The sequence below is a fragment of the Nesterenkonia ebinurensis genome (assembly GCF_008711175.1).
GTDB lineage: Bacteria > Actinomycetota > Actinomycetes > Actinomycetales > Micrococcaceae > Nesterenkonia > Nesterenkonia ebinurensis.
Genome location: NZ_VWNF01000001.1, coordinates 33010 through 58771 on the forward strand (window position 1 = coordinate 33010; position 25762 = coordinate 58771).

Genomic DNA, 25762 nt, shown 5'->3' on the forward strand with positions numbered 1-25762 from the left:
GATCAAGATATGACTGAGCACAGAGATCCCGCTGAGGCTACGGAGAACGACGACGCCACGGCACCACAGGCCGCAGCGTCAGAGAGTGCCCAGGATTCGGAGGGCTTCCCTCTGGCTGATCCCGAGTTTGAAGACCTGCTCGATGAGGCCGACCAGCAGATCGAGCCGCCTTCTGATATCGGGGAGAACGCCCAGCAGGTGGTGACCGCGCTGCTGGGCCACCAGCAGGATCTGGTCGCCGAGCTGCGCAGCGTCTACGAGCGGCTGGAGCAGGTCCGCGAGGTGGACTATGCGGCACTGGAAGACCGGGTCAACCAGGCCGAGGCCGTGGTGGAGGCGGCTCCCTCCACCGCTGAGCTGGAGGAGCTGGTGGGCCTGCTGGAGGGTGTGTCCGGCTCATTGCAGGAGCATGAGAGCAAGCAGGCGGAACTGGAGCAGAATCTGCGCGAGACCGCTGAGCATCAGGCCGCCCAGCTGGCGGAGCGAGATGCCCGGATCGCTGCGCAGAATGCTCGCATCGAGGAACTGGAGGCAGCGATCACGGCTGCTGCGGAGTCTGCAGAGTCCGCCCATGAGAAGCTGCAGGTACTGGCCAAGGAGACCAATTCCAGCCTGATCCACCGCGTAGGTGAGCGGGTCTCCCCCGCCGCCCAACAGGCTAAAAGCGCCCTAAGCAACATCCGCAACCGCTTTAGGCGGTAACCTCAGCAACTCCCTGTGGGAGACTTGAGACGATGGAAACCTCAGTCTTTGTTACGTTCATAGTTCTCAGCGTTGTACTGGTCGGGCTGCTGGGCCTGTTCCTGGTCAAGGGCCGCCCGCTGCCGACTGGAAAGCCCAAATCGGAGCTTCCCGCTGAGCGGGATGCCGATGATCTGCCCCCAGGCGCCCCGGATGAGCCCGACGGCGACACCCTGGTGGCCGACCGGCCCGAGGGCACCCCCACTGATCTGGACACTGACGCCCCGGATCTCAGCGTTGAGACGCTGGAGAGGCCGGAAGCCCCAGAGACCCGGCTGGCCCGCCTGCGTGCCCGGCTGGTGAAGTCCAACAACATCTTCAGCAAATCGCTGCTGGCCCTGCTGAGCCAGGACGAGATCGACGATGACGTCTGGGATGAGATCGAGGAGACCCTGCTCTCTGCTGATCTGGGCGCGGACCCCACCTTCGAGCTGGTGGAGACCCTGCGCGAGCGGGTGAAGGTAGCCGGTTCCAAGGAGCCGGAGCGGGTCAGGGCCATGCTCCGTGAGGAGCTGATCAAGCTGGTGGACCCGGCGTTCGACCGCAGCCTGAACGTGCAGAACCCCGGACGACCCTCGGTAGTGCTCGTGGTGGGTGTCAACGGGGTGGGCAAGACCACCACTGTGGGCAAGCTGGCCCGGGTGATGGTGGCCGAGGACAAGGATGTGATCCTGGGTGCGGCCGATACTTTCCGCGCAGCAGCCGCTGAGCAGCTGACCACCTGGGGCTCCCGGGTCGGTGTGCCCACTGTCTCCTCAGAGAAGGAGGGCGCCGACCCGGCTTCGGTGGCCTTTGACGCGGTGGAGAAGGGCATTGAGCTGGAGTCCGATGTGGTGATGGTCGATACCGCCGGGCGACTGCAGAACAAAGCCAATCTGATGGACGAGCTGGGTAAGGTCAAGCGGGTCATTGAGAAGAAGTCCCAGGTGGACGAGGTGCTGCTGGTGTTGGACGCCACCACCGGGCAGAACGGGCTGAACCAGGCCAAGGTCTTCTCCGAGGTGGTCGATGTCACCGGGATTGTGCTGACCAAACTGGATGGCACTGCTCGCGGCGGAATCGTGGTGGCTATCCAGAAGCAGCTGGGGGTTCCGGTCAAACTCGTCGGCCTGGGCGAGGGCCCTGATGACCTGGCTCCCTTTGACACAGAAGAGTTTGTAGACGCCCTTTTGGAGGAGTAGCCCAAAATTGCTCCGAGGTGCTGCGGCGCCCTTACTGCCTTGAATTGCGGGAGGTAAGTGGGGCGTCGTCGTACTTTAAATGCTATTTCGCCGGAGAGATTTAACCAACGCGTTACATTCGGGCACCTGAAGTGAAACACGGCACAGGAAGCATGGAGACCAGCTCGCGCCGGTGAGAGTCATCGGTGAGTGATGTTTCCTGGAGGGACACATGGAAATACCTGATGTTGTATGGGTGATCGTGGCCGGCGCGCTGGTGCTGTTCATGACACCTGGACTTGCACTTTTCTACGGTGGTCTGACTCAGACCAAATCCGCGGTGAACATGATGATGATGAGCTTCGCGGCTATGGGCCTGGTGGCTCTGACCTGGGCGCTGTGGGGTAATGCTGTGGCGGGCGCGGACGCTGTTGCCGGCGGCCTGTTCGGCAACCCGGCTGCGGACTTCGCCTTGTTCGAGTCCTTCACTGAGCAGGAGAGCCTGCTCGATGTCGGATTCGGCGCGACATTCGCCATCATCACCACCGCACTGATCTCCGGTGCGATCGCTGATCGCGCCAAGTTCTCCGCATGGATGATCTTCGTGCCGATCTGGATGACCCTGGTCTACGCCCCCCTGGCCTTCTGGGTCTGGGGCGATGGCGGCCTGCTCACTGAGGGCTTCATCGGCTCCGCTGTGGGCGAGGCCGTTGACTTCGCCGGTGGCCTGGTGGTGCACATGTGCGCTGGCCTGGCCGCGCTGGCCCTGGTGCTGGTCATCGGACCGCGTTCGAACTTCGCTCCGACCAAGCCGCACAACGTTCCGTTCGTGCTGCTGGGCGCCTCTATCCTGTGGTTCGGCTGGTTCGGCTTCAACGTCGGCGAGGCCGGCGACGCCGCCCAGGCCGGCATCAACTGGATCAACACCATGCTGGCACCTGCTGGTGCCCTGGTGGCCTGGCTGATCACCGAGTGGGCCCGCGGCAAGAAGCCCACCCCGGTGGGCGCAGCCTCCGGCATTGTGGCTGGCCTGGTGGCGATCACCCCCGCCTGTGCCTATGTCACTCCGCTGGGTGCGATCATCCTCGGTATCATCGCAGGTGTCATCTGCTGCTTCGCCGTGGACTTCAAGTACGGCAAATACGACGACACCCTCGATGTGGTCGGCCTGCACTTTGTGGCTGGTCTGTGGGGCACTATCGCGATCGGCCTGTTCGGTAGCGAGGAGCTCATCCAGGTCGACTTCCCGGATCACTCCGGCGGCCTGCTGCTGGGCGGCGGAATCGAGCTGCTCTGGGCCCAGATCGTGGCCTGCGTGGTCACTCTGGTCTTCACCTTCGTGCTGACCTACATCATCGGTATGGCCATCCACAAGACCATCGGGTTCCGTGTGGAGTCCGACGTCGAGGAAGGCGGCATCGACTCGGTGGCCCACCAGACCGAAGCCTACATCCTGGCTCCTACCGAGACAGTCACTAAGTAATCAATCACATACACGATCATTAACTGATCGGTTGCACAGGTAAGTCCCGGGTCGGTTCGCTCACCACGAGCGTTCCGCCCGGGACTTTCTGGTGTCCGGGCTCAGTTCGGGGAGTCGGCTGGGGGTGTCTGAGCTGTTCAGCTATTTGTTCCAAGCGCTGGCCTTCTGCACTACCTGGTTGGCCAGCAGGATGGAGGGGTCGATGAGCGGACGCGGGGAATCCTCAGCGGAGAGCGCCAGCGGGATCTCAGTGCAGGCGGCCACGATCACATCCGCTCCCTGACCAACCAGGGACTCCGCCACTTCCACCAGGGCACGCTCCTGTTCGGCGGTCAGACTACCGGCCTTCACCGCGTAGATCGCCTCCATCACCGCATGCTGTCCGGCTGCGTCGGGCAGCACCGGGGTGAGGTTCGACGCCGCCAGGCTCTCCTGGTAGAGCCCAGCAGTCAGGGTGGCGTCGGTGGCCAGCAGCCCGGCGGATGAGACATAGGGCAGGGCAGCGAGGTGCTCTGCGGTGACTTCTACGATACTCAGGTACTCCAGATCCACCTGCTGGCGGACCCGGGGAAGAAAGGCATGGGCCCCGTTGCAGGTCACCACGTAGAAGGCTGCGCCGGCATCTTTGAGGCGCTGGGCGCCGTTGACCAGCTTGGGAGTGGGATCCTCTCCCCCGCGGACGATAGCTTTGGTCCGGTCGGGGACGGAGGGATCAGCCCAAATCATGACTTTCAGATGCTCTTCGTCAGTCGAAGCCGGGGTGGCAGCGATCAGCTTGGAGTAGAAGTCCACGGTTGCTGCCGGCCCCATACCGCCCAGAATCCCTACCAGGGGTCGCTCTATCATCACCGGTCTCCTCATCGTGGTCCTTTACTGCAAGCTCAGTAAAGTTTTCCCCAGCTTCACCGTTTGCCGCAACGCCACGCCGCCCTCTCCACAAGTTGCCAGATCCGTGTCCGGTGTGCCGGCCATCGTCCCTGGGTTCAGAAGTATGGCGCTACACCACAAATACACGGACATAACCGGCGAGTTCTGGCAACTCGACTCCGTGGAATCACTCTTTCCACTAGTTACAGTTCTGGCGGTGCTTGCTGTGCCTGGGCTGTGGTCCAAAAGCAAAAATCTGACACTAGAGCCGCATGGTGGGCCCGTGTCCAGTGGTCTGCCCAGAAGGCCCTGCAGGAGCCCGAAGACCGGACGAAGGCCGGGGCAAAGGCAATGCGAGAACTGGCCAAGTCCCGGAAGGTTCACGGTGAAGACCTCAAGCTCTTTGACGCTGTCATGGAAGTGATCCAGAGCGACGACAGTTCTGCGCGGACTGATGACATCGAACCGGAGGTGCGACATAATGACGACCATGAAGAATCCTGACGTGGAGACGTTCCCGTTCTACGCGGATCCGATCAATTCTGTGCCAAAGACAGATCGGGGATACCCTGTACGTCTCCCGAGCTGGGACAACCAACTCCGCTTTACCGAGACAGAGTCTGCTCGGGAAAGAGTACTCCTGGCAGAAGAGGTGCGCACCATCGTTCGAGACAGACTGAATGAGCCGTGGTGGCACAAAACTTGGGACCACATCTGGTATTAGCCCTCTCGAGGCTGCCTGAGGTTCAGGCCGATTCTCTGCTCAGCTTCTGAGAAACGACTCTGGTGGAGCCGTCCTGTCGCATGGATACTCCGTAGAGGGCGTCGGCGATCTCCATAGTGCGCTTCTGGTGGGTGATCACGATCAGCTGGGAGCTCTCGCGCAGTTCCTCGAAGATCACCAGCAGCCGGGAGAGGTTGGTGTCGTCCAGGGCGGCCTCCACCTCGTCCATCACGTAGAACGGGGAGGGCCGCGCCTTGAAGATGGCCACCAGCAGGGCCACTGCAGTCAGCGAGCGCTCTCCGCCAGAGAGCAGACTCAGCCGCCGGATCCGTTTGCCGGGCGGTCGGGCATGGACCTCAATGCCGGTGTTGAGCATGTCCTCCGGGTTGGTCAGCTCCAGGCGGCCCTCACCGCCGGGGAACAGCCGGGAGAAGACCCGCTCAAACTGCACCCGGGTGTCCTCCCAAGCCTCGGAGAAGACCTGATGAACCGTGGAGTCCACCTTCGCGATGATGTCCAACAGATCTTGGCGGGATTTCTTCAGATCGGCCAGCTGGCCCTGCAGGTAACTGTGCCGCTCCTCCAGGGCCGCATGCTCCTCCAGGGCCAGTGGGTTCACCTTGCCCAGTGCTTTGAGGTCGCGGCGGGCGGCGGCCAGGCGTCTCTCCTGCTCAGCCCGCACATAGGGCACTGACCGCTCGGCATCATCCTGATCAGCTTCGGGGTCCGGCACCGGCTGATCAGGCCCGTAGTGCTCAATGAGATACTCCGGGGTCAGGCTGAGCTCCTCCTCAGCCCGAGCCTCGGCTGCCTCCATGGCCAGCCGCAGCTCGGTCTGCTTCAGCTCAGCCTGGTGCAGCCGGGCGGTGACCTCCTCCAGCTGCTGGGCCTGCAGGGCACGTTCCTGGAGGGCCCCAGCGGCCTGGGACTTCAGCTGGGTGTGCTGCTGCTGAGCCGCCTGCCGCGCCTCATCAATTGCCGCCAGCTGAGCCTCAATCCTCTCCACAGCCTCCTGCGCCTGGTGTGCGATCTGGTCGGCCTGCTCTGCCTTCTCGCGGCGTGCCGCAGCTGCCCGTTTGGCCTGTTCACGGCGGTGCTCCTCGGACTGGGCGGAGCGGCGCAGCCCGGCAGCCCGGTCAAACAGCTGTTTGTGCTGCTCCTCTGCGGCACGCAGAGCCAGCCTGGCGTCTACCTCATCCCGCCTCGCCGCAGTTGCCTGCTCTGCCAACCGGTCACGCTCCTCAGTGGAGGGCTCCTCCGGCAGATCATCGTTCTCAGCGGCTTCAAGCCGAGCTGTGACCTCGCGCAGCTGCCCAGCGGCGTCTGCAGCGGCTGCCTCGGCCTCCTGGATCTCCTGGGTGAAGCCGGCGATCCGGTCCTGTGCCCGGCTGATCTCCTTCTTCAGCCGGGCCAGCTGCTCCGAAGCCGAGGCCAGGGATGACTCATTGGCCTGCACCACATCCGAGGTCTCGTTCACCTCCAGCTCGGCGGCACTGACCTCCGCCTGGCTCTTCTCCACCTCGGCGCTGACTGTGGCCAGATCCTTCTGTGCTGCACCCAGTCCTTTGTGCAGCTGCTCCACCTGTTCGGTCAGCGTGGCCCGGGACCGGCCTGCAGATTCGCCGCTGATCCGTTCACCTGCCCGGATCACCGCCTTGTCCAGGGCCAGGGCGGCAGCGGCCTCACCACTGTCTACCAGCTGGGCGCCGAAGCTCTTGTCATCCACCAGCACCACCTCGGCCAGAGCTCTGCGCAACTGCGCATCCAGCTCTCGAGCAGCCTGGACCACCTCCACGCTGAAGGCCGCACCGGGTTCATTGAGCTTGACCGGATCCTCGGCCGCAGCGATGGCCGATTCCAGGGCGGAGAGCTTGGCCCGGGTCTCACTGACGGTGATCTCCAACCCCCGTTGCTGTGCGACAAGCTCATCGTGGGCGGCTTTGAGCTGCTGATAGTTCTGCTGGGTCTGCTGATAGTTCTGCTGCACGGCGGCATCGCCGGTCTCGATCTCTGCAATTCGCTGCTCGAGTTCAGCCAGCTCAGCCTGGGAATTCTCCAGGGAGATCTGCTCGGCCTGAAGCTGCTCAGCGGCACGACGACGCCGCGACCCGGCAGCATCTGCCCTTCCCTGGGCGGTTTCTACCCGGCCCTGCAGGGTAGCCAGTCCGGCCCGGCGGTCCGCCTCTGCCCGCAGCTGCTCAGTAACCCGGGTCTCCTCGGCCTTCAGCGCCTCCTCAGCCTCGGCCCGGGCCTGGCTGATCTGTTCAAGGGCGCGCTGGGCCTCTCCCACTGCAGTACGTTGGGTCTGCGCCTCTGCCGCCACCTGCTCGGCCTGCTCGCGCAGTGCCTTCGGGTCACCGCTGCCGGTGAAGTCCACCGCTGAGCTGCTGCGCAGGCTCAGGGCCCGCTCGGCGGCCAGGGAGGCCACCGAGCGCAGCTTCTCCTGAGCCTGGGAGAGGCGGTGCTGGCAGTCAGCCAGCTGATCTGCCCGGCTGCGCTGGGCCTCTGCCTGGGCGTTCAGCTCGCTAAGCTGGGCATCGCAGTCAGCCAGGGCAGACTTCAGCCGGGCGGCGGCGTCGTGGTCGGTCTGTTCCCCCTGGGAGGAGGCGTGCAGGGCGGAGGCTGCGGCCACCAGGTCATCAGCGATGAGCCGGGAGAGAGAATCACGAACATCGTGCTGGATCCGCTGGGCGCGCCGGGCGACTTTCGCCTGCCGGCCCAGGGGCGCCAGCTGTCGGGAGATCTCCCCGATGAGGTCTTCCAGCCGCTCCAGGTTGGTCTGCATGGACTCCAGCTTGCGCACCGAACGCTCCCGGCGGCGGCGATGTTTGAGCACACCGGCGGCCTCCTCGATGAAGCCGCGGCGCTGTTCGGGCGTGGCGTGCAGAATCTGGTCAAGCTGGCCCTGGCCGACGATCACGTGCATCTCCCGGCCCAGCCCAGAGTCGGAGAGCAGCTCCTGGATGTCCAGCAGCCGGCATTTGGTGCTGTTGATGGTGTACTCCGAGCCCCCGGAGCGGAACATGGTCCGGGAGATGGTGACCTCGGTGTAGTCGATGGGCAGGGCACCGTCAGTGTTGTCAATAGTCAGCGAGACCGATGCCCGGCCCAACGGCTGGCGTTCAGCGGTGCCGGCGAATATCACATCCTCCATGGATCCGCCGCGCAGGGACTTGGCCCCCTGCTCCCCCATCACCCAGGCCAGGGCGTCGACCACATTGGACTTCCCCGAGCCGTTGGGACCCACCACCGCGGTGACCCCGGGCTCGAACTCGAAGGTGGTGGCCGAGGCGAAGGATTTGAAGCCGCGGACGGTCAGGGTCTTCAGGTGCATCTGCCTCCGCGGCCTCCCCTCAGCTGCTGTTGCGGTCTTGCGGTGCGGGCAATGCCCACTATTCTGCCTCATCGGCGGGGGTACGCTGTGGACGGACGCCGCTCAAGGTCCCGTTCTGCTTCCGCCGCAGCCCAAAAACTCAGCCGCCCTCATGGTGCCGCTTCCACTGTCAGCAGTGAAGTATGAGTAGAATGCTTGGTCGGCCACTGTGGTTTCGACCGTTGCCTGCCGCCACTCGCTGAAGAGGTACTCCCAGCCCTATGCCTACCAAGAACCCCGAGCCCAAGCTGCTTCAGGGGCTGCCCGAACGCAGCTACCGCCCTGAACTGCACGGTGTCCGAGGATTGGCAATCTTGGGAGTAGTGCTGTTCCATCTTTTTGGGCAGGGCCGGGTCTCCGGCGGCATCGACATCTTCTTGACCATCTCAGGATTTCTGTTCACCGCGATGCTGCTGCGCGAAGCCGCCGAACTAGGTGGGAAGATCCGTCTCGGGCACTATTTTGCCCGGCTCTCGCGCCGAATTCTCCCGCCTGCAGCGTTAGTAGTCGCTGTCACAGCAGTAGCTGGCTACTTTATTCTGCCTTCGACCCAACATCACCAGCTGTTTCGGGAGGCGCGGGCTTCCCTGCTGTACTTCGAGAACATCGAACTGATCAACTCCCAGCTCTCCTATGATGCGGCAGGACCTGACTCCAGCCCGTTCCAGCACTTCTGGTCTTTATCAGTGCAAGGTCAGTTCTATCTCATCTGGCCTGTGGTGGCGGTTCTCGCCGTACTGCTAGCTCGTGGCCTGCAGCGCTCAGCGACCAACACGATGACAATGCTGGTCTGCTTGGTCTTCGCAGCATCATTCACCTATGCGCTCATCATGGGCACGGTGAACCAGGACGAGGCCTATCTGATGACCCGGACTCGCCTGTGGGAACTGGCCTTCGGCGGATTACTGGCGCTTGCCGGAGCTCGACTGACACTGCCGAAACCGCTGCGTCTTCCCGCCGGGTGGGCTGGCTTCACCCTCATCGTGCTGTGCGGGTTCTTCCTCGACGGAGCCCAACTGTTCCCCGGCCCCTGGGCATTGTGGCCGCTGGCGGGGCTGGCCTTAGTGCTGGCCTCAACTCGTCCGGGAGATACCGACGCTGACACCTCCTTCTCTGCGGTGAGAATTCTCTCAGCTCGGCCCTTCGCCTGGCTCGGCGGGATCGCCTACGGACTCTACCTGTGGCACTGGCCCGTACTGATCTTCTGGCTGCAACTGCGTGAGACTGATCATGTGGGCCCGTTCAGCGGAGCCGCTGTGCTGCTGATCTCCCTGACCCTGGCCTGGGTGAGCCTGAGCTTCGTTGAGAAGCCCTTTGCCAGGCCACGGCGCCGCCGAGCACGCGTCCAGGTCTCTCTTGCTGCAGGGGTCCTCATCATCGGAGGGGCAGGCGCCAGTGCAGCGGTGACTCATACCGCCGTTACCACGCCGACCGGCTACGCCATGTCGGAGGTGGACCACCAGATCTATCCAGGGGCAGCTGTCACTGGGGTAGGGGCTAATGAGGCACCCGCAGACGTTGACTTCATACCGACTCCTGAAGAACTTGCCATTCAGGCGCCACTGACGGCCGAATGGGGCTGCGTTCAGACAGGACAGCAGGTCGCAGGCGCCCACGAGGTGCTGGTGTGCGAGGATCCAGAGAGGCCGGAGGATCCCGCCGCAACCATCGTCCTGTCCGGTGGCTCCCACTCGGTGCATTGGCACGCAGCCTTCACCGTCTTGGCGGAGGCCAATAACTGGGAGCTTCTGGTCATCTCTAAAAATGGGTGTCGGTTCGGGGTTCATACCGCGAACGAGCAGTGCGCTAGTTGGCAGGATGAGTTCATGGACGTGCTGGCTGAGCGGGCACCTGATGTGGTCGTGACAACAGGTACTGTGTCCTTCGGTTCAGACTCTGAGGAGCATATACACCGCGGCGCTCCAGAACGCTGGGCTGAAATCACCGATACCGGAGCAGAGCTCCTGCTGCTGCGCGGCATAGTGCGTCCTGACCAGAACGTTGCAGACTGCCTAGCCCTGCACGGGGCCTCCCCTGAATGTGGTGCCCATTTTGGATCCTACGCTGAGACAAACCCGCTCCTAGAGACTGACCTGCCCCAAAGCGCCTACGTTCTGGACCTGACTCCGCATATATGCCCGGACCAGAGCTGTCCGCCTGTGGTGGGCAATGTGGCGGTCTACCGGGACGAAAGTCATTTCTCCAATCACTACATGGAGACTCTGGTGCCCTTCATCGACGAACAGCTCAGGGAAGAGATGCCCCACCTGTACGAGCAGTGATCAGCTACTCGTACAATGATGCCGGCTGCGTCACGGGCGAGAATGTCAGTTCAGAGCAAGAATGCTGCTCCGCAGCGCAAACCAATTGATAGAGTCGATCAGGCTCAGTACTGCAAAGTACTATGACGATCCAGCCCCAATACTGACGCCATTCCCTAGACCAACGTCGAAAGTCATTCATGCCTAAAAAACTCGATCTCGGCGAGCATCCGTCCTCAGGCAACGGCCGCAATCTCCCGGTGAGGGGAAGATGACTGTGGCAGCTCGGTCCACCCCACAGATATTGACATCCTCCGGAGAGCCCCAGCGGCCTCTGCTGCGGTTCCTGGCCGAACATGGCCAGGCTTCACCGGAGGCTTATGGAGGCGAGGCATACTCTGCGACCAGGCTGCTCGTAGGTGCTGTCCGCCGGAGAAAACTGGGGCTCAAGCGGGTACCTCCCAATTTCCACATCATCAACAACGGTGCGCATGTGCTTGGGGGATTCAGTGATCATCTGACCAGTCTGGTCAGCGATCAAGCTGCCGGCGCGGCCTACTCCATCCCAACGGTACGGGAGCTTATGGACCGAGCGGAGTTGCCCATTCCAGAGGGACGAGCCTTCTTTCCCCATGCGAAGGAATCGGCACTGGCCTGGTTCACCGCGTTGGGGGCCGCCGCGGTCGTCAAGCCGGCCTATTCTGTGGCCGGCGCCGGGATCACACGCGATGTCAGGTGCAATGATGGATTCTTAGCGGCCTGGGACTCCGCTGTGACAGAAGGAGACCGAGCCGATCGAGCCGATCCGTCGGTGGTCGTAGAGCGACAGCACCCGGGCTTCGACCTCCGGATTTTCGTCATCGGCGAAGGGGTGGTGGCCGCGGCTGCTCGTGTGCCACTGTTCTGTGTCGGGGACGGGTACCGCACGCTGCGCCAACTCATCGACGACGCCGTCCAGCACCGTGAAGCTCACCCTCAACTCAGCGCATACTCCTATGACGCTCTCGGCCACGCACGAGCCACCGGACTCCCCCTTGACGGTCTCTCCGAGCCTGGTCATCCTTACCTGCTGGGCCATCACCCCTCTGCGCGCGCGGGAGGCGTCACAGTAGACGTCACTGAGCTGCTTGACGAAGGTCTGCAAAACCTGGCGATAGACGCTGTGTGGTCTCTTCCAGGCTGCACGGTCGCGAGCGTTGACCTACTGGTCCAGGGGGTAGACACCGCAGAGGGCGCCTTGATTCTCGACGTCGACTCCCGGGCGGACTTCACGCTTCACTACTACCCATGGATGGGGCGCCACCGTCCAGTCGCCAAGTCCTTAATCCAGCACATGGTGGCAAGTTCCAGGCTATGAGAGAGGGTGGGCAGCCGATAGCGCCATCAACTCGGAGAGCCTGTATATTTACGGAAAACAGCACATTGAGCAGATATCTAGATACCTAAGCATCTGTCTCACTTCGATTGGAATGAGGAAATTTAGGCGTGAGCTATAAGAAGCGAGCCGTGATCGTCGGACCGTACCGTAAGCATAACTTCGGTGATGACCTGGTCGGCGGGATCATCGCAAAACACCTTCAGCGGTCCGGACACGATGTCTCAATTCCCCTGCTCGGCAAAGAGAACGCAAAGTGGCTCGGAATCGATCACGCCGATCGTTACGGGAGACTGATCGAACAAGCGGACACTGTCGTCGTCGGCGGAGGCGGGATCTTGTCTGACACCTCCGGCCCAAACCCGGGGATGTCCTTCTTGGAACCCATCGCTCGTTCCGCTCTCAACGGAAAACTGGCGGAGAAGAAGACGTTCGTCACCAGCGTCGGAGCTGGGCCGTGGATTCTTGAGTCATCAAAGTTCATGACGCTGATCGTCACCATGATGGCTGACAAGATTGGCGTCAGGGATGACGAGTCCTACAAGCACCTACGCAGCCTGGGAGTCAATACCAGCAAGGTTGTTCAAGGCGCCGACCTTGCTCTTCTGACCTCGGATTACCTGGAGTTCGAGCCTGTCCTGCAGGATAAGATCGGTCTGCAGTTTGATATCTGGAGCTTCAGAGATGTTCTCAACAATCCAGAAGCAGACAACATCCGGGAAACTGTGAGGTCCTACGCTGCGAGCAACAGCGCGAACGTCGCACTCGTGGGCAACACTGCGAGAAATTCTCAGATTCACGGTCCCGGAACCGAAGACTGCGAGCTCTTGAACTACGAGCATCTGCAGCGTTTCCTGCCCCGACTGGCAGGCCTGAAGGCGATGTTTACTTCTCACCTCCACCTTGCCATCGTGGCGCATTCCCAGCGCATCCCCTGCTTCTCGCTATATGTTCGCGAGAAGACAAAGCGGTTCTACGACCAAATTGGTCACCCCGAACGCGCCATCGACCTGAGCACTGCCACTGTTAGTGATTTTAAAAAGCTCATTGAAATGGCTGAGGAAGCAGAATGGACGGAGCAGGACGAAGCGACTCTCCTTTCACTTCAGAAGCAGTCCCGTACGCTTCTAGAGTTCGTCAAATAACAATCTCAGTAGTGCTGCGCTCCGCGCCCCAAACTAATAGGTGCGGAGCGCAGCACTACTTATTGCGCCCAACGACCTGGTGAGTCATCCGACGCGCGGCAAGGACACCTCGACGAGGATCCTGGGCTACCGCTTTGAGTCTACGTCCGTTTGACCGGATGAGCTTCTTCGCTGCTCCCTTGGCAACCGCGACCGAGCTCGTAAGGTTTCGACTCCTCCGGGACCGATTTATTCTACCGACGTTTTGTTCGTGGAAAGCGATGGCCCGATTGATGATCAGATCAGACATTTCAGGGGTGGGTTCAGGGCGAAACTCTGATGACAGGTGACCAGTAAGCAGATCAGCGTAGAGAGCAGCGAAGTCATAGGACAGCGCTTTTTCTGCCGCAACTAACGAAGCCTCGGAACGCTTCCGGTATGTATCCCGATCACGGACGAGGTTGGCGATCTCCTTCGCCAGGGCACGGCTGTCTCGCTGGGCCACGGCGATCAGCCCTTCATTGTCCTCGGCAACGGCCAGCCACGGAAGTTCATACATCACCACAGGCATTCCGAGCGCCTGTGCCTCGACCAAGGTCAGAGGGTACCCTTCAATGGCGCTGGTGCACACATAGAGGTCTGACTGCTCGAGTTCGGACATAAGTTCTTCACCCAAGAGGGGCCCAGTCACTCTGAGTGCATCATCAACTCCATGCTGAGCTGCCTCCCGGACCAGTTGCTCCAAGGTCAGGTCCTCGGAGTCTGGGCCAACGATAGTCAGCTGGAAATCGACATTCAGTCGACGCAAGGCAGCAGCGACGTAAATGAGCTCCCGTACTCGTTTAGTGTGTTGCTGGATGCGACCCCACCAGACCAGCCGAATCGGCGCAGAGTCTAGAATTCTCGGTTTAGTCCGCAGCGATCCCTCAAGCAGCCAAGGGGATGCCGGGTTCGGCAAGTACACCGCCTGCTCGATGCCCTGAGACTTCCAGAACGCGACATCGGTAGCAGACAAGGTGACGACTGTCTCAAACACCGGAAGATGGTCAGTCAGGAACGACGTCCGAAGGCTGAAGTCAAACATCGGGCGGAGGCAGAAGTTGTGAAGCCACGCGATCGAGCTGATGCCGACGCTGCCCGCCAACAGTGCGAAGTATGGCCACTCCTCGTTATAGAGAATGTGGTGGTCGATGACCCTATCGACCTCATACTTCTCGCAGATCTCAAGGAACGCTCCGAGCTTGTCTGCAATCGAGGGTCCTTGGATCGCCACCAGATCCACACCTTTGGGCAGCTCGTAGACGATTCCCTCCAGGGTCCTCACCGCGACAACTACGCGGTATCCAACCTTTTGCAGCTCTTTTGCCTGGGAAATCAGCACTCCTTGAACGCCGCCGCTTCGAAGATTCCCCGTGTACAACAGAATTGTTTGCGGATTCTCCCGGGGAGCGGCCAGAAAGACTTCCCGGTGCTGACTCAGGAATGGCAGTGCCTGCGGGTAGAACAATGCCGCAGCGCGGATGACATCGGTAGCACCCACCTTCTGCGCGAGCAGCTCAAGACATTGCTGCTGATCCCCTTCGTCCTCGACTTCTACTGCGTATCGGAGGATTACCTGGATGGAAGACAATCTGGCAGATTCATAGGATGCCAGGACGCTGCTCGGATCCGGAAGTGAACTGACATGTTCGTGGATCGGTTTGCGGATTGCCTCAATAGAGTCCAGTCCTCTGAGGTAAAACGCGAAGGAATCCAGATTTGGTGCTCGACGACCACTGACCCCAAGACGGAAATAGTACCGGTAGAGGCGATCCGGCATAGACACGTATTTGCGTGCATGGGCGACGCCCAACATAGTGATTGGGATGTCATTTGCACGATACAGCTGGAGATCCTCAGGGACGGCTTCATATGCAGCGCGCAACAGTTCTCGGCTCCAGAGATATCGCCACAAGTGGCCCTGGGCCACTTCATTGGCTGGAAAAAGTTTGGGCAGGATCTCTTCGCCAATGAGATGGGAATACTTCGGCTGGAGGGCCTTTTCGAACCTTCGAGGGACGGGACCATCGCCTACCACGAACTGGACACCAAAACCGACGAGATCTGCCTGCTGGGCACGCGCCCTGCGGAGCGTGCGGCGGGCAGCGTCCTCAGCCAGCTCATCATCACCGTCAAGGAACAAGATATACGGAGCTCTGGCCTCCATGACACCAACCCGACGCGCCTGGAAAGCCGACTGATTGGTCTCATGGCGAATGAGTCGGATCCTTGAGTCCCGAGTCCGGAAGCTGTCCACCACATCGACAGTGCCATCAGTCGAAGCATCGTCGACACAGATAATCTCGATATCGGCCAGCGTCTGGGCGAGGCAGCTCTCAAGCGCTCTGCCCACCCAGTCCTCATCGTTGTGGACGGGGATCACGATCGACACCGCAGGCGACACCTGCGGCTTTGACAGCTCACGGGTGCTGCGTGCCTTGAATCTCATCGTAGATGAGAGTATCAGGGACTGACCGTACTGGCGGCGTGTTGCACATTCACCGGCCCGAGGCTGTGTTCAGAGGGCGGGCGAAGAGCGACTCGCTACTGCAGAACGATCTGTTGCTGAGTGCACTGGCGCTGCGAGCAGCCAGAAGGCTGAGCCAACACCGGAGATCTCCCTGGTCTACTCAGCCGGTCCGCCGGGCGATGAAGAAGATTCTGCGGAAGGGCAGGATGGTGCCGATGCGGGTCTGCGGATAGGCGGCCCGGAGCGCGGCCTTGTACTCGGCGGTGAACTGCTCCAACTCTGCGGGCGGGAGCGCGCTCAGCACCGGGCGGGCCGCCGCCGCGGAGATCCATTCGAAGACCGGGTCCTCGCCCTGCAGAACATGCTGGTAGGTGGTCTCCCAGGCCTCGACCGTCCAATCTTGGCCGCTGACATCGAGCATATAGTCGATGACCGGCGCGGTCGGGTTCAGCAAGGTGCCTGGATCAATATGTTCCGCGTAGGGGCTGCGGCCGGCCAGTTCGTAGAGCAGCCGATGGCTGGGGGCAGCGTAATTCCCGGGAACCTGCACCGCAAGCACTCCGCCGGGGGCGATATTCCGCTGGATCACCGGCAACAGCTCACGGTGATCGGGCAACCACTGCAGTGCGGCGTTGGATACCGCCAGGTCTACCGGTTCAGACGGGATGAAAGTCCGGATGTCCGCCCGCTGATAGGTGATCTTGGCGTCGTCGTGGGTTGATACACGGGCGCTCTCCAGCATTTCCTGGCTGGAGTCGACCCCGGTGATATGCGCTGCCGGCCAATGGTGCCGCAGCACAGGCATCCCGTTGCCGGGTCCGCAGCCATAGTCGACAATGCTGCGCGCATTGGGATGGTTGACCCGGCTGAGCAGGTCGATGAACGGGCGAGTGCGCTCTGAGGCAAAGGCAAGGTAGCGGGTCGGGTTCCATATGGTGTCCGCGGAATCCCCGCTTGAGGAGATGGGCATGGAGTGAGTCTAGAGAGAACAGCGCTGCTGGGCCCAGGTCGATGACACTTAACGCAATGAACGAGCCCTGACTCACCTGCCGCACGCGCCACTGTTCCTCACTTCCGGGGAAGCCCGCTGATAGACTGGGGCGCGCTTTGCCGTGCGGATGGAGCAAGGGCACGCATTCTCATTCGGGAGGAACGTCTATGGCAGCACCGGCTGCTGAACAGCGGCATACGCCGCGCTTTGAGCTGGGGCCACAGCGCATTGTGCAGATGGACGGAAGCGAGCTGGTGCGGGTCGGCGCCCGGCCCGGCTTCTTCCAGTATCTGCGTGATATTTGGCGGTTCCGGCACTTCCTGCAGTACGACGCCCACGCCCGCACCTCCTCGCAGAACAACCTGGACTCCATGGGCCGGGTCTGGATGGTCATCAACCCGCTGCTGCAGGCCGCGGTCTACTTCTTCATCTTCGGCTACATCCTTGAGACCCACCGCGATGTGGTGAACTTCATCGGCTACCTGATCATCGGGGTGCTGACCTTCCGGTTCATCCAGGGGGCGGTCACCAGCGGCTCCAATTCGATCGCCGGCAACCAGAACGTGGTGCAGTCCTTCAACTTTCCACGGGCCTGCCTTCCCATCTCCGCCACTGTCCGGGAGCTCTTCGCCACCGTACCCACCTTTGTGGTGATGGCTCTGCTGGTGTACTTCATCGGCGACTACCAGGTAGGCGATATGGAGCGGGCAGACATCACCCTGGACTGGAAATGGCTGATGTTCTTTCCCGCCATCTTCCTTGCCCTGCTGGTGATGACCGGCCTGGGTCTGATCCTGGCCCGCATCGTGGCACATTTCAACGATATGAAGCACATCATCGCCATCGGTGTGCGGCTGTGGTTCTACGCCTCGGCGGTGATCTTCAGCGTGGACCGCTTTGCTGACCGAGGGCACGATTGGATCATCACGGTGATGCACTTCAACCCGGCCTTCTGCGTACTGGACATCATCCGCGACGCTTGGCTCTACGACGGGCTGGGCGACCCCTTCCGCTGGCTGGTGCTGGGCGGCTGGGCAGTCGGAGCCCTGACGATCGGCATGGTCATCTTCTGGCGCGGGGAAGAGACCTACGGACGGGAGCGCTGAGCCGATCACTATGAGCACCCCGACTTCCAGCTACACCCCGCGGCGGGCCAACTGGCTGACCAGCAGCCCGCAGACCAGCGAAGGTCTGGACCTGGACCCGGAGACCTTCGACGACGGCTTCGGCTTCGACGAGATCGAAGAGATCGCCTGGGACGACGCCCCCCTGACCCAGAACGCCCCCCAGGTGGTGACCCTAGACCCCGCACAGATCTCCGTAGTGGTGGACAATGCCTCCAAGATCTACCGCATCCGTTCCAGCACCGAGCACAAGAAGAACACCAAACGGGTCAGCCGGCAAGTGCAGAAAGTGCTCGGCTCGGGCTGGGCAGAGATCCCCGCCCTGGAGAGACTCAGCTTTGTGGTCAACCGCGGCGAGACCGTAGGCGTCATCGGCACCAACGGTTCCGGCAAGTCCACTCTGATGAAGCTGCTTACTGGCAAGATCCGGCCCAGCACCGGGGAGGTCTATGCCACCTCCACCCCGATCATGCTGGGCGTCAACGCCGCCCTGGTGCGGCAGATCTCAGGCCGGGAGAACATCCGGCTGGGCTGCCTGGCCATGGGACTCTCCCCCAAACAGGCAGCGGAGCGATTCGACATGATCGTGGAGATCTCCGGGCTCCACGACGCCCTGGACATGCCGCTGAAGGCCTACTCCTCGGGTATGCAGTCCCGCCTGCAGTTCGCCATCGCCACCGCTGTGGATCCCGACATCCTGCTCATTGATGAGGCGCTGAACACAGGGGATGCCCAGTTCCGCAGCCGGACCAAGAAGCGTCTGGACGAAGTCCGGGCCCAGGCCGGCTGCGTGTTCCTGGTCAGTCACTCCCTGGGCACCATCAAGCAGATGTGCACCCGGGCGATCTGGATTGAACAGGGCCGCATGCTCGCCGACGGGGACCCCGAATGGGTGTGCTCCCAGTACGAGGAGTACACCGACCATAAGTCCAATGGGCGGATGCGCTCAGCACAGATCGTCTACGATCGCACCCTGCTCAAACTCGCTCCGGTCCAGATCGAATTCCAAGAAGGCACCCGCCCCACCAAAGCCGGCTGAACTGCAGTTTTGCGCAGTGCTCAGGAGAACCAGATAGAAATTTCCCGCTCAGCGGATTCTACTGAGTCTGAGCCGTGGACCAGGTTCTTCTGGACCTTCTCCCCCCAGTCCCGGCCGAGATCACCGCGGATGGTGCCCGGGGCGGCCGTGGTGGGATCGGTCTGCCCGGCCAAGGAGCGGAAACCCTTGATCACCTCCTGACCCTCCACGATGGCGGCCACAATGGGCCCGGAGAGCATGAAGTCCACCAGCGGCTGATAGAAGGGCTTGCCCTCATGCTCGGCATAGTGGGCGGCCAGCTGCTCAGGGGCAGCTGAGAGCTTCTTCAGCTCAGCGATGGTGTAGCCCTTGGCCTCGATCCGGCACAGGATCTCACCGGTGAGTCCACGTTCCACGCCGTCGGGCTTGATCAGCACCAGGGTGCGCTCGCTCATAAGTCCTTCTCCTCACTTCTCAGCAATGAAACTGCACTCAGCTTACTTGACCGTGCAGCAGGCTACGCACCTCTCATTTGCCCGCTAGACACCAACCTCATATGTGTCACGCTCCAGAGTGGTCTCACTTATTCCCGTAGCATTTCTATAGGTATCGGTGAAGCCAAAGAACTTATCAGTTGCCCCAAGACTGCATAGGATCTCGAGAGCCTCCTTAAACTCCACAGATGAGTAGTACTGTGCAGATTCGGGCTCGGTTACCCATTGTTCTGCCACAGGCTGACCCAACAAGGGCTCTGAAACCTGCGCACAGCGCATGATCATCTCAGCCGCGGCCGCAGAAGGCTCCACGGCCCACTCCGCTTCCTCTAGGGAGCTCGTTGTCACCAGAATGGACCGTAAAGTCCGCTCAGCCCGTTGAACTGCGTGCAGCATTAGAGTCCCTGAGCTTCTTGGTCGGCGAGGCAGGATCAACCGAGTGATGCCTCGATCATTGATCGCGGCCAAGAGAGCCTGCGGGTCACGGGGAACAACTACCTCTTTGCTCTGCGGCCATATATCGAGTTTGCTGTGGAACCCTTGCATACCACCCACGTGAAAGACATAAAACTCTGGATAGAGATAGAAATCCTCTTCTGTGTCCTTCAATTCCTCATAGAAGGCACCAATAGCAGCAAGTAGGAGTGCCGAGGCACTTAGTGCGTCTCCCGGCTCTACCGCCACAATGCCGATACGATCGCGGGAGTCGAAGTGAGGGAGCAAATCAGCGAATTCTGAGTCCTCTCCTCGCGCCTTGAACCCGAACTCTCTTGTCCGCATAAGCCCTGCTGTATGCATAACTGACTTTCCTCCTTTAGGTACTTCATGTATCAAGATCAACTGCCAGCAGAGGCTGGAACTTCTGCTGGGGCTGGCGTTTTCCGGCTGAGCGTGAAACGAGCAACCACAACGATGACAATCGCTGTAGCAACGAGTACAAGAGCTGCCGGCCATGCCATGCCACCCATCACTAGCAGAGGCAAAAGGGTGATCAGCAGGACCTCCGCAGGACTCAACACCATGTAAGCGATCCCGTAATAGTCCAGTGTCTTCGACCTCATCTCTGGGTCAACAATGCGCAACAGAGCAATACCCATCGGCACCGTCCCCGTGTTCCATCCCCAGAGGAAGAGCGACTGCTCCACGGGGTGGTCTTGGAAGAGTCTCTTGGCGATGAAGAAGTAGAACGAAAGAATTACCGCTAGGCCGAAGACAAGCAACATGGCCAACGGCTGCGCATACGCTACAACAATCGCTGGATCAATGGAGGCAATTCCGAAGGCAACTAGAAGGTCAGTGGTTGAGCTGGAGGTTCTCTCAAAAAGCCGACTGTCAAAGTATTTTATTGCCTTGAATTTCAGGAGCACAAACAAAACTGCCCAACCCACAAGGAAGCCAAGCGGGAAAACGGGCACACTGTATCCGTCCCCAAAGCCGTCCAACCATTCGGCAACAAGGTAGGCGAGGCCCGCAACACCAAAGACCAATCCAGCGTGGTACATGAGGGGGTCGATGGACATAGTGTTGACAGGACTGACGCCTACAGGTTTGCGGTCCTTCTCCGCAACGAGACCTGAACGCACGTCATGAGGAACCGCCTTGAAGTCCGCCAAGTACGTGGTATTCCCGCGCATTGACTCCCACTTGATGATGAGGATTCCGCCAGTAATGGCCACAAGAATCCCTACAGTGGCCGCCGTCATACCGATGCTTGCAGCATCTTCCCAGTAGTCGCCGTATACTTCCGCAATCCCGGCGGCCGTGCCATGTCCGCCCATAAAACCAGCAGCGAGCATGAGCCCGAAACCATCTGGAATATCTGCGAAGACGACTGACAGCACACCTAGTGTGAACAGCAGTCCAAGACCATATTGAAACAGGATGATGGACTGAGAAGCTGACCACGTAGTTCCCACAGACTTTATGACGCTTCTGAGGGAAGCAACCTTTGAGGTGAAAGGAAGTGCGGCGAACACCACAACAATCAGTATTCCAGCATATTGACTCAGTGTTTCTGAGAAAGGAATCACCCCCAGGGCATTGGGACCGAGGGCTAGTCCCATGAGCCCTGCCATGAGGCTAGCAGGAAGAAAGAGTGCCTGTATAGGTTTCACCTTAGCTCTCAAAAAAGAAGCTACTAAAAGAAGTATAGAGATCCAAGCAATATCATTGAATACGTCCCACGCCGTCATGTTACTACCTTCCTGTACAAATAATTCTCAGACTTTAGTTATTTACAATCAGACTTCTGCGAGTCTTGTTAATTTACCTCCAGCTCTCACTTCTTTACCCAACTCGATAACCTCTTGCGCTGCAGCGTCAGCCTCTCCAAGGGTTTCGGCGGAGGCGAACGTCGATCCACCAGCCTCAGCGGCAATCGCGGTTGTCAGCTGCACTGCGGTGAGCTGAAGACCAAGTACATAGAGTCCTTGTCGGGTCTGACCATCTGCCCCTATCAGTCGCCTAGGCTTTTTGGTCACGTCGAATCCATCCCGACCTTCCAAGGCATGCGACTCTTCCTCTCTGGTACTGCGAGCTAACCCAGTTTGCAAGAGGCTCTGAACAAGTGAGGATTGAGAGATCGAGACTTTATTGATCGGTACCATCGCTTCGACCATGGAACATCCTTGGTAGGTAACAGGAACACGTGGCGAATAGGCCACATATGTGACTCGCCCCTCGCCTTGATCTTGAACTGAATATCTGGGATTGGGGCCTAGAAACTCGATCAGTCCACAGCGTGCCACGGCCGCTAACTCCTCAATCCGCTGGGGAGGAGGACCCCCCGCGAGTCCGCTGACTAACGCGTCAAATTCTTGGAATGACTTGTCATTGAGGAGCGTCGGTGGGATTTGGCCTCGTGCCATGTCCTTTCGCAACGTGAGTCGGGCCTCCTGCAGTATCTTCACAGTTGCCAGCTGAGGATTGCTGTAGCCCTCCTCGGCTGAGGCCGCATCCTCCTGCAGGTACTGCAGGACATATGTTTGGTATTCCTTTTCTGTTGAGAAAGTCCGCTCACCGACGGGGGAAGCTAATTCCGTCAGTCCTGAGCACTGCACCAGAGGCACGAACGTGTTGAGGAGGTAAGCGACCCCGTTACCAAGAGCTTGTTCGTCCAACGAAGCGTCCAGAAGAAGCTCTGCTACCTCTCTTGTGAACTCCGCCGCTTGGTGCGACGCTCCCAGTACGCCAAATAATTCGGGTCGTTCGCGGCAGAGAGTCATGCAGTAAGTATTCAAGGCATCACGGAGAATCAGTGGCCACAGACATCTGCGAAAATCTGCTGACTTGTCCGAGGTGACGGCGGCGAGAATGCTACGGCTAGTGAGAAATCTCAGCTGGCTGTACGTACCCTCACTCCTGGGAGATATTGGCTTCGAACGATAAGGAACGCCTCGGCGCGATCCTACAATCAGTATCGGTTCTTGACCCGACGGCAAATATCGAAGTCTTTGCCCCGGAGTCGCTCCGGATACTTCGCAGAATGACCCACCTCGACCGGCGGTTAGCTGGATCATCAAGTCGAAGAAGTTAAGGCCCATCCCGCGTACTAACACCCTCTCCCCGGCAGGGAAGACCGAATAGTCTATGTCTCCCGGCAGACTCGGTGGTATGTACCTGAGGTCAGAGTGCCGAGCGGCGTCACACAACTCTTGCTTCGCTTGGTCTAAAGCAGCCGGAATATGCCCGAGGGCAAGCACAACACTGTTTGTCACAAGATGCGCTCCTGAGGAGAGCCGCAAACCGTATTGATCTCCCTGAGGATAAATCGAGACGACATGCTCATGAATCTGTTCAACCGACACCCCAAGCACCTCAAGCTTCTCAATGGTCCGGTCGAGTATCCACTGGAGGTAACGGCCATAATCTTGGCGCGGCGGATAATCGTCTGCGCCAGTAATCCCACAGAACTGAGATCGCCATTCTCGAAAGCTCAATGACACGCTCGATGGAGGCAATTCCTGCGCCGTTGAGCCTGTGGGCGCAACGGTTGGGTAACTCGCAGGGGTGTTCATAAGAAAAAACCGGGGTTGATCCGGATTCCATACCCTCCCGGATCCATGCGGTGTGGGATCTACTATTCGGAGTTTCAGGTTCTCCGCCTCACAGTTTCCTGAATAATCCTGCTCAAGATGAGCTAATAGACGCTCTGCGAAAGATGTGCCTCGGGGACCTGCCCCTACGACAGTGACCACAAACGCATCTCCAGCATCAGAGCTCATAATGCTGCAGCTCCAGTCCGACTGGCCAGGAACGCTTCGGGTACAGCAGCTCTGCCGCTGTCTTCATCAGGTGCCGTTGACAGAGTTGCCACTAAGTCGCCGATCAACGGTGCGAACTTTGCTCCATGACCAGAACATGGCGAAGCAATGGTGAGATTCTGGAAGCGCTCGAGGATGAAGTCCTCGTTCTGAGTGTTCGTAAAGATGCAGGTAGTCTCCGCGTACGGCTCTGGCGCGACTCCCGGTAAATGTTTCACGACATAGTCCACGATGCGCTGACGGTCCTCTGGATCGATGAGCCCATCCTGATGGCTGGCGGAGGGAAAGACTTTGCCTACATTGAACTCCGCAACTTTGAGGCCTCGGAAGTCCGCATCACGGCCTCCCTGCAGACCGTAAGTTTGGATCGCCTCATTCTTGTGTACGAATGAGGGCCACTCCTTCATGCCTGCTGCGTATGGAAAGTGATAGATCTGGCCCTGCCGCACCTGAACTTGAGGCAGGGACTGCACGAAATGCCGGGGCAGTGTGGGGTTGTCCAAAATCTCGGGAAGCCAGCCTCCAGCTGCTACAACGAGCCGCTCAGCTTCGATTACTTCACCTGCACGGTTTTGCACGAGAAACCCGGTTGCTGTACGACTGATCTGTTGAACTTTCCAACCGGTGCGGAAGCCTGCACCATATTTCACAGCGAGATCGACCATCGATTTCACCGCAGATTCCGCATCGATGGCTGCGGCCTCTGGTTGCCACAGCACGTCAGTATCAAACACAAATTGCGGCCACCGGCTCATTGCCTCAGATTTCGAGACCAGCTCATGGGAGATCCCTTCTTCCTCCAGAATCTGCGCCAGATGATGAGGGTTCCGGACGTTCCCGTAATCAAGTCCTCCGGTCTTGGTCAGTAGGTTCTCACCGCTATCCGCTTCCAGTTCTCTCCATAAGAAGGACGCACGCTTAACGAGCTGCACATACATGCGCGAGGGATAGGGATAGCGAAAAATCCGAGAAGACCCGTGAGAACTGCCTCGCCCTCCGGCAGGCCTTTCCTGTTGTTCAAGGAGCATCACTTCTTGCCCGCGTGCTGCGAGCTGCCATGCTGTCGCAGAGCCAGCCAAGCCTGCTCCGACGACCACATACTTTGAATACGTCATGTGAGTAGACGCTAGACCTAGAAGTAATAGTCAGTCCAACACTAAAAACCAAACGACTGATACTAGACAGATAAAAGTCACTCTTTTAGTGTGACTCAACAGGAACCCTATGTAACATAAACATTTCACAGAGGTTACTCGCCTAGCACAGACCTAAGCACAGCCAAACTCAGCCTGCGTACCCCTACTTGCTGAGCTAGACTCTCACGAAATCTCATTGCACCCGATTAGGGGGACTCATGGAAATTCGACAACTTCGCTATTTCGCTGCTGTCGCTGAAGAACTTCATTTCGGAAGAGCCGCTGAACGTCTCCACATATCTCAAGCACCTCTGAGTGCACAGATACAGAAACTCGAACGCGAGATTGGTCATCAACTATTTTATCGAACAACTCGAAGTGTTTCACTGACTTCCCAAGGTCATGAATTCTATGAAAGATGCAGTAATATTATCGGAGAAATAGACGAAATTACCTCAGGTCTCCACTTAATAGCCAAAGGTAAGGCAGGAGACCTTCACATTGGCTTTGTCAGTTCCGCAAGCTATGGTCTGATACCACAGGCAGTGCGGCGATTCCGTGAGCTAGCACCTGATGTCAATCTCCACCTTGAGCCGATGACAAGCGGTGAGCAAGCCGAAAAATTGCGCGAAGGTCAGTTGGAGCTCGGAATTGTCAGAGGTGAACACAAGGTGCCTGGACTGTCCGAGGAACGCATATTCACTGAAGAGATCGTTGCCTGTCTCCCCGGCGATCACCGACTGACGACCCAGCCGGAAGTCTCCCCTGCCCAACTCACCAAAGAACCCCTGATTTTCTTCCCCCCACGTGAAATGCCCGGATACGCCAGTGAGATCCAGGCAATTTTCGCAGGACTTCCGTTCCCACAGGTCTACACTCGCATCATTCAGCAGGAGAATGCGTTAGGACTTGTCGCCGCTGGACTCGGATTCACTCTTCTTTCTGACTCAGTGGCAGCATTTGCACCTACAAACGTTCATCTGAGTCGTATCTCAGGCACCCCACGGAGCACTCTCAACGTGGTATGGCTCGAAGGCCAGGAATCCCCCGCCGCGCAGCACTTCCGCTCTGTTCTCCGGGAAGTTTCACCCAGCCTCAAACCCTGAACAGGTGCTTTCGT

18 protein-coding genes and 1 pseudogene are annotated in these 25762 nt (G+C 59.6%); 9 read left to right on the forward strand and 10 right to left on the reverse strand.

Going from position 1 to position 25762, the window contains the following annotated elements; all coding sequences use genetic code 11:
* Positions 1-9: 9 nt before the first annotated feature.
* The 3 genes from F0311_RS00220 (at position 10) to F0311_RS00230 (ending at position 3384) form a co-directional block, all read left to right on the forward strand.
* Positions 10-702 (forward strand): hypothetical protein, encoded by a 693-nt coding sequence (locus F0311_RS00220; protein ID WP_150459960.1) that lies wholly within the window; start codon positions 10-12, stop codon positions 700-702.
* A gap of 32 nt (positions 703-734) precedes the next feature.
* Complete coding sequence (ftsY, locus tag F0311_RS00225) at positions 735-1922, forward strand: signal recognition particle-docking protein FtsY (protein WP_150459961.1); 1188 nt, start codon at positions 735-737, stop codon at positions 1920-1922.
* Between the two features lie 211 nt (positions 1923-2133).
* Positions 2134-3384 (forward strand): ammonium transporter, encoded by a 1251-nt coding sequence (locus F0311_RS00230; protein ID WP_150459962.1) that lies wholly within the window; start codon positions 2134-2136, stop codon positions 3382-3384.
* 141 nt (positions 3385-3525) lie between these two features.
* On the opposite strand, the gene F0311_RS00235 is transcribed toward F0311_RS00230, so the two are convergent.
* Complete coding sequence (locus tag F0311_RS00235; protein ID WP_150459963.1) at positions 3526-4230, reverse strand: cysteate racemase; 705 nt, start codon at positions 4228-4230, stop codon at positions 3526-3528.
* Between the two features lie 767 nt (positions 4231-4997).
* Entirely contained in the window at positions 4998-8309 is a 3312-nt protein-coding gene (locus tag F0311_RS00240; RefSeq protein ID WP_150459964.1) for a chromosome segregation SMC family protein, read from the reverse strand.
* A 260-nt stretch (positions 8310-8569) separates the two neighbouring features.
* Between F0311_RS00240 and F0311_RS00245 the strand changes: the two genes are divergently transcribed.
* The 3 genes from F0311_RS00245 (at position 8570) to F0311_RS00255 (ending at position 13129) form a co-directional block, all read left to right on the forward strand.
* On the forward strand, positions 8570-10630 hold the full coding sequence (locus F0311_RS00245; RefSeq protein ID WP_150459965.1) for an acyltransferase family protein: 2061 nt from the start codon (positions 8570-8572) through the stop codon (positions 10628-10630).
* Positions 10631-10880: 250 nt separating this feature from the next.
* A complete protein-coding gene (locus F0311_RS00250) occupies positions 10881-11966 on the forward strand; it encodes a hypothetical protein (RefSeq protein WP_150459966.1) in 1086 nt (361 codons plus the stop codon).
* A 128-nt stretch (positions 11967-12094) separates the two neighbouring features.
* Positions 12095-13129 (forward strand): polysaccharide pyruvyl transferase family protein, encoded by a 1035-nt coding sequence (locus F0311_RS00255; protein ID WP_150459967.1) that lies wholly within the window; start codon positions 12095-12097, stop codon positions 13127-13129.
* A gap of 55 nt (positions 13130-13184) precedes the next feature.
* Here the strand turns inward: F0311_RS00255 and F0311_RS00260 are convergent, their stop codons facing one another.
* Together F0311_RS00260 and F0311_RS00265 are read right to left on the reverse strand one after the other, a co-directional pair.
* A complete protein-coding gene (locus F0311_RS00260; RefSeq protein WP_150459968.1) occupies positions 13185-15596 on the reverse strand; it encodes a glycosyltransferase in 2412 nt (803 codons plus the stop codon).
* A gap of 181 nt (positions 15597-15777) precedes the next feature.
* On the reverse strand, positions 15778-16587 hold the full coding sequence (locus F0311_RS00265; protein WP_150459969.1) for a methyltransferase domain-containing protein: 810 nt from the start codon (positions 16585-16587) through the stop codon (positions 15778-15780).
* 188 nt (positions 16588-16775) lie between these two features.
* Between F0311_RS00265 and F0311_RS00270 the strand changes: the two genes are divergently transcribed.
* Together F0311_RS00270 and F0311_RS00275 are read left to right on the forward strand one after the other, a co-directional pair.
* Positions 16776-17714, forward strand: coding sequence for an ABC transporter permease (locus F0311_RS00270; RefSeq protein ID WP_223881029.1), 939 nt, complete (start codon positions 16776-16778; stop codon positions 17712-17714).
* 10 nt (positions 17715-17724) lie between these two features.
* On the forward strand, positions 17725-18771 hold the full coding sequence (locus F0311_RS00275; RefSeq protein WP_191089659.1) for an ABC transporter ATP-binding protein: 1047 nt from the start codon (positions 17725-17727) through the stop codon (positions 18769-18771).
* A gap of 20 nt (positions 18772-18791) precedes the next feature.
* On the opposite strand, the gene ndk is transcribed toward F0311_RS00275, so the two are convergent.
* The 6 genes and pseudogenes from ndk to F0311_RS00300 form a co-directional block, all read right to left on the reverse strand.
* Positions 18792-19205, reverse strand: a complete 414-nt coding sequence (gene ndk / locus F0311_RS00280) for a nucleoside-diphosphate kinase (RefSeq protein WP_150459970.1) — start codon at positions 19203-19205, stop codon at positions 18792-18794.
* A gap of 84 nt (positions 19206-19289) precedes the next feature.
* Positions 19290-20042: a hypothetical protein gene (locus F0311_RS00285; RefSeq protein WP_150459971.1), complete on the reverse strand. Its 753-nt coding sequence runs from the start codon at positions 20040-20042 to the stop codon at positions 19290-19292.
* A 38-nt stretch (positions 20043-20080) separates the two neighbouring features.
* On the reverse strand, positions 20081-21436 hold the full coding sequence (locus F0311_RS00290; protein WP_150459972.1) for a sodium/glutamate symporter: 1356 nt from the start codon (positions 21434-21436) through the stop codon (positions 20081-20083).
* 48 nt (positions 21437-21484) lie between these two features.
* Positions 21485-22468: an FAD/NAD(P)-binding protein gene (locus tag F0311_RS18260; protein ID WP_223881042.1), complete on the reverse strand. Its 984-nt coding sequence runs from the start codon at positions 22466-22468 to the stop codon at positions 21485-21487.
* 471 nt (positions 22469-22939) lie between these two features.
* A pseudogene (locus tag F0311_RS18865) lies at positions 22940-23467 on the reverse strand (FAD/NAD(P)-binding protein); the annotation flags it as partial.
* Positions 23464-24621: an FAD-dependent oxidoreductase gene (locus F0311_RS00300; protein WP_150459974.1), complete on the reverse strand. Its 1158-nt coding sequence runs from the start codon at positions 24619-24621 to the stop codon at positions 23464-23466. The pseudogene F0311_RS18865 and the gene F0311_RS00300, both read right to left, overlap by 4 nt.
* Positions 24622-24860: 239 nt before the next feature.
* On the opposite strand from F0311_RS00300, the gene F0311_RS00305 reads away from it, so the two are divergent.
* A complete protein-coding gene (locus F0311_RS00305) occupies positions 24861-25748 on the forward strand; it encodes a LysR family transcriptional regulator (RefSeq protein ID WP_150459975.1) in 888 nt (295 codons plus the stop codon).
* Positions 25749-25762: the final 14 nt, after the last annotated feature.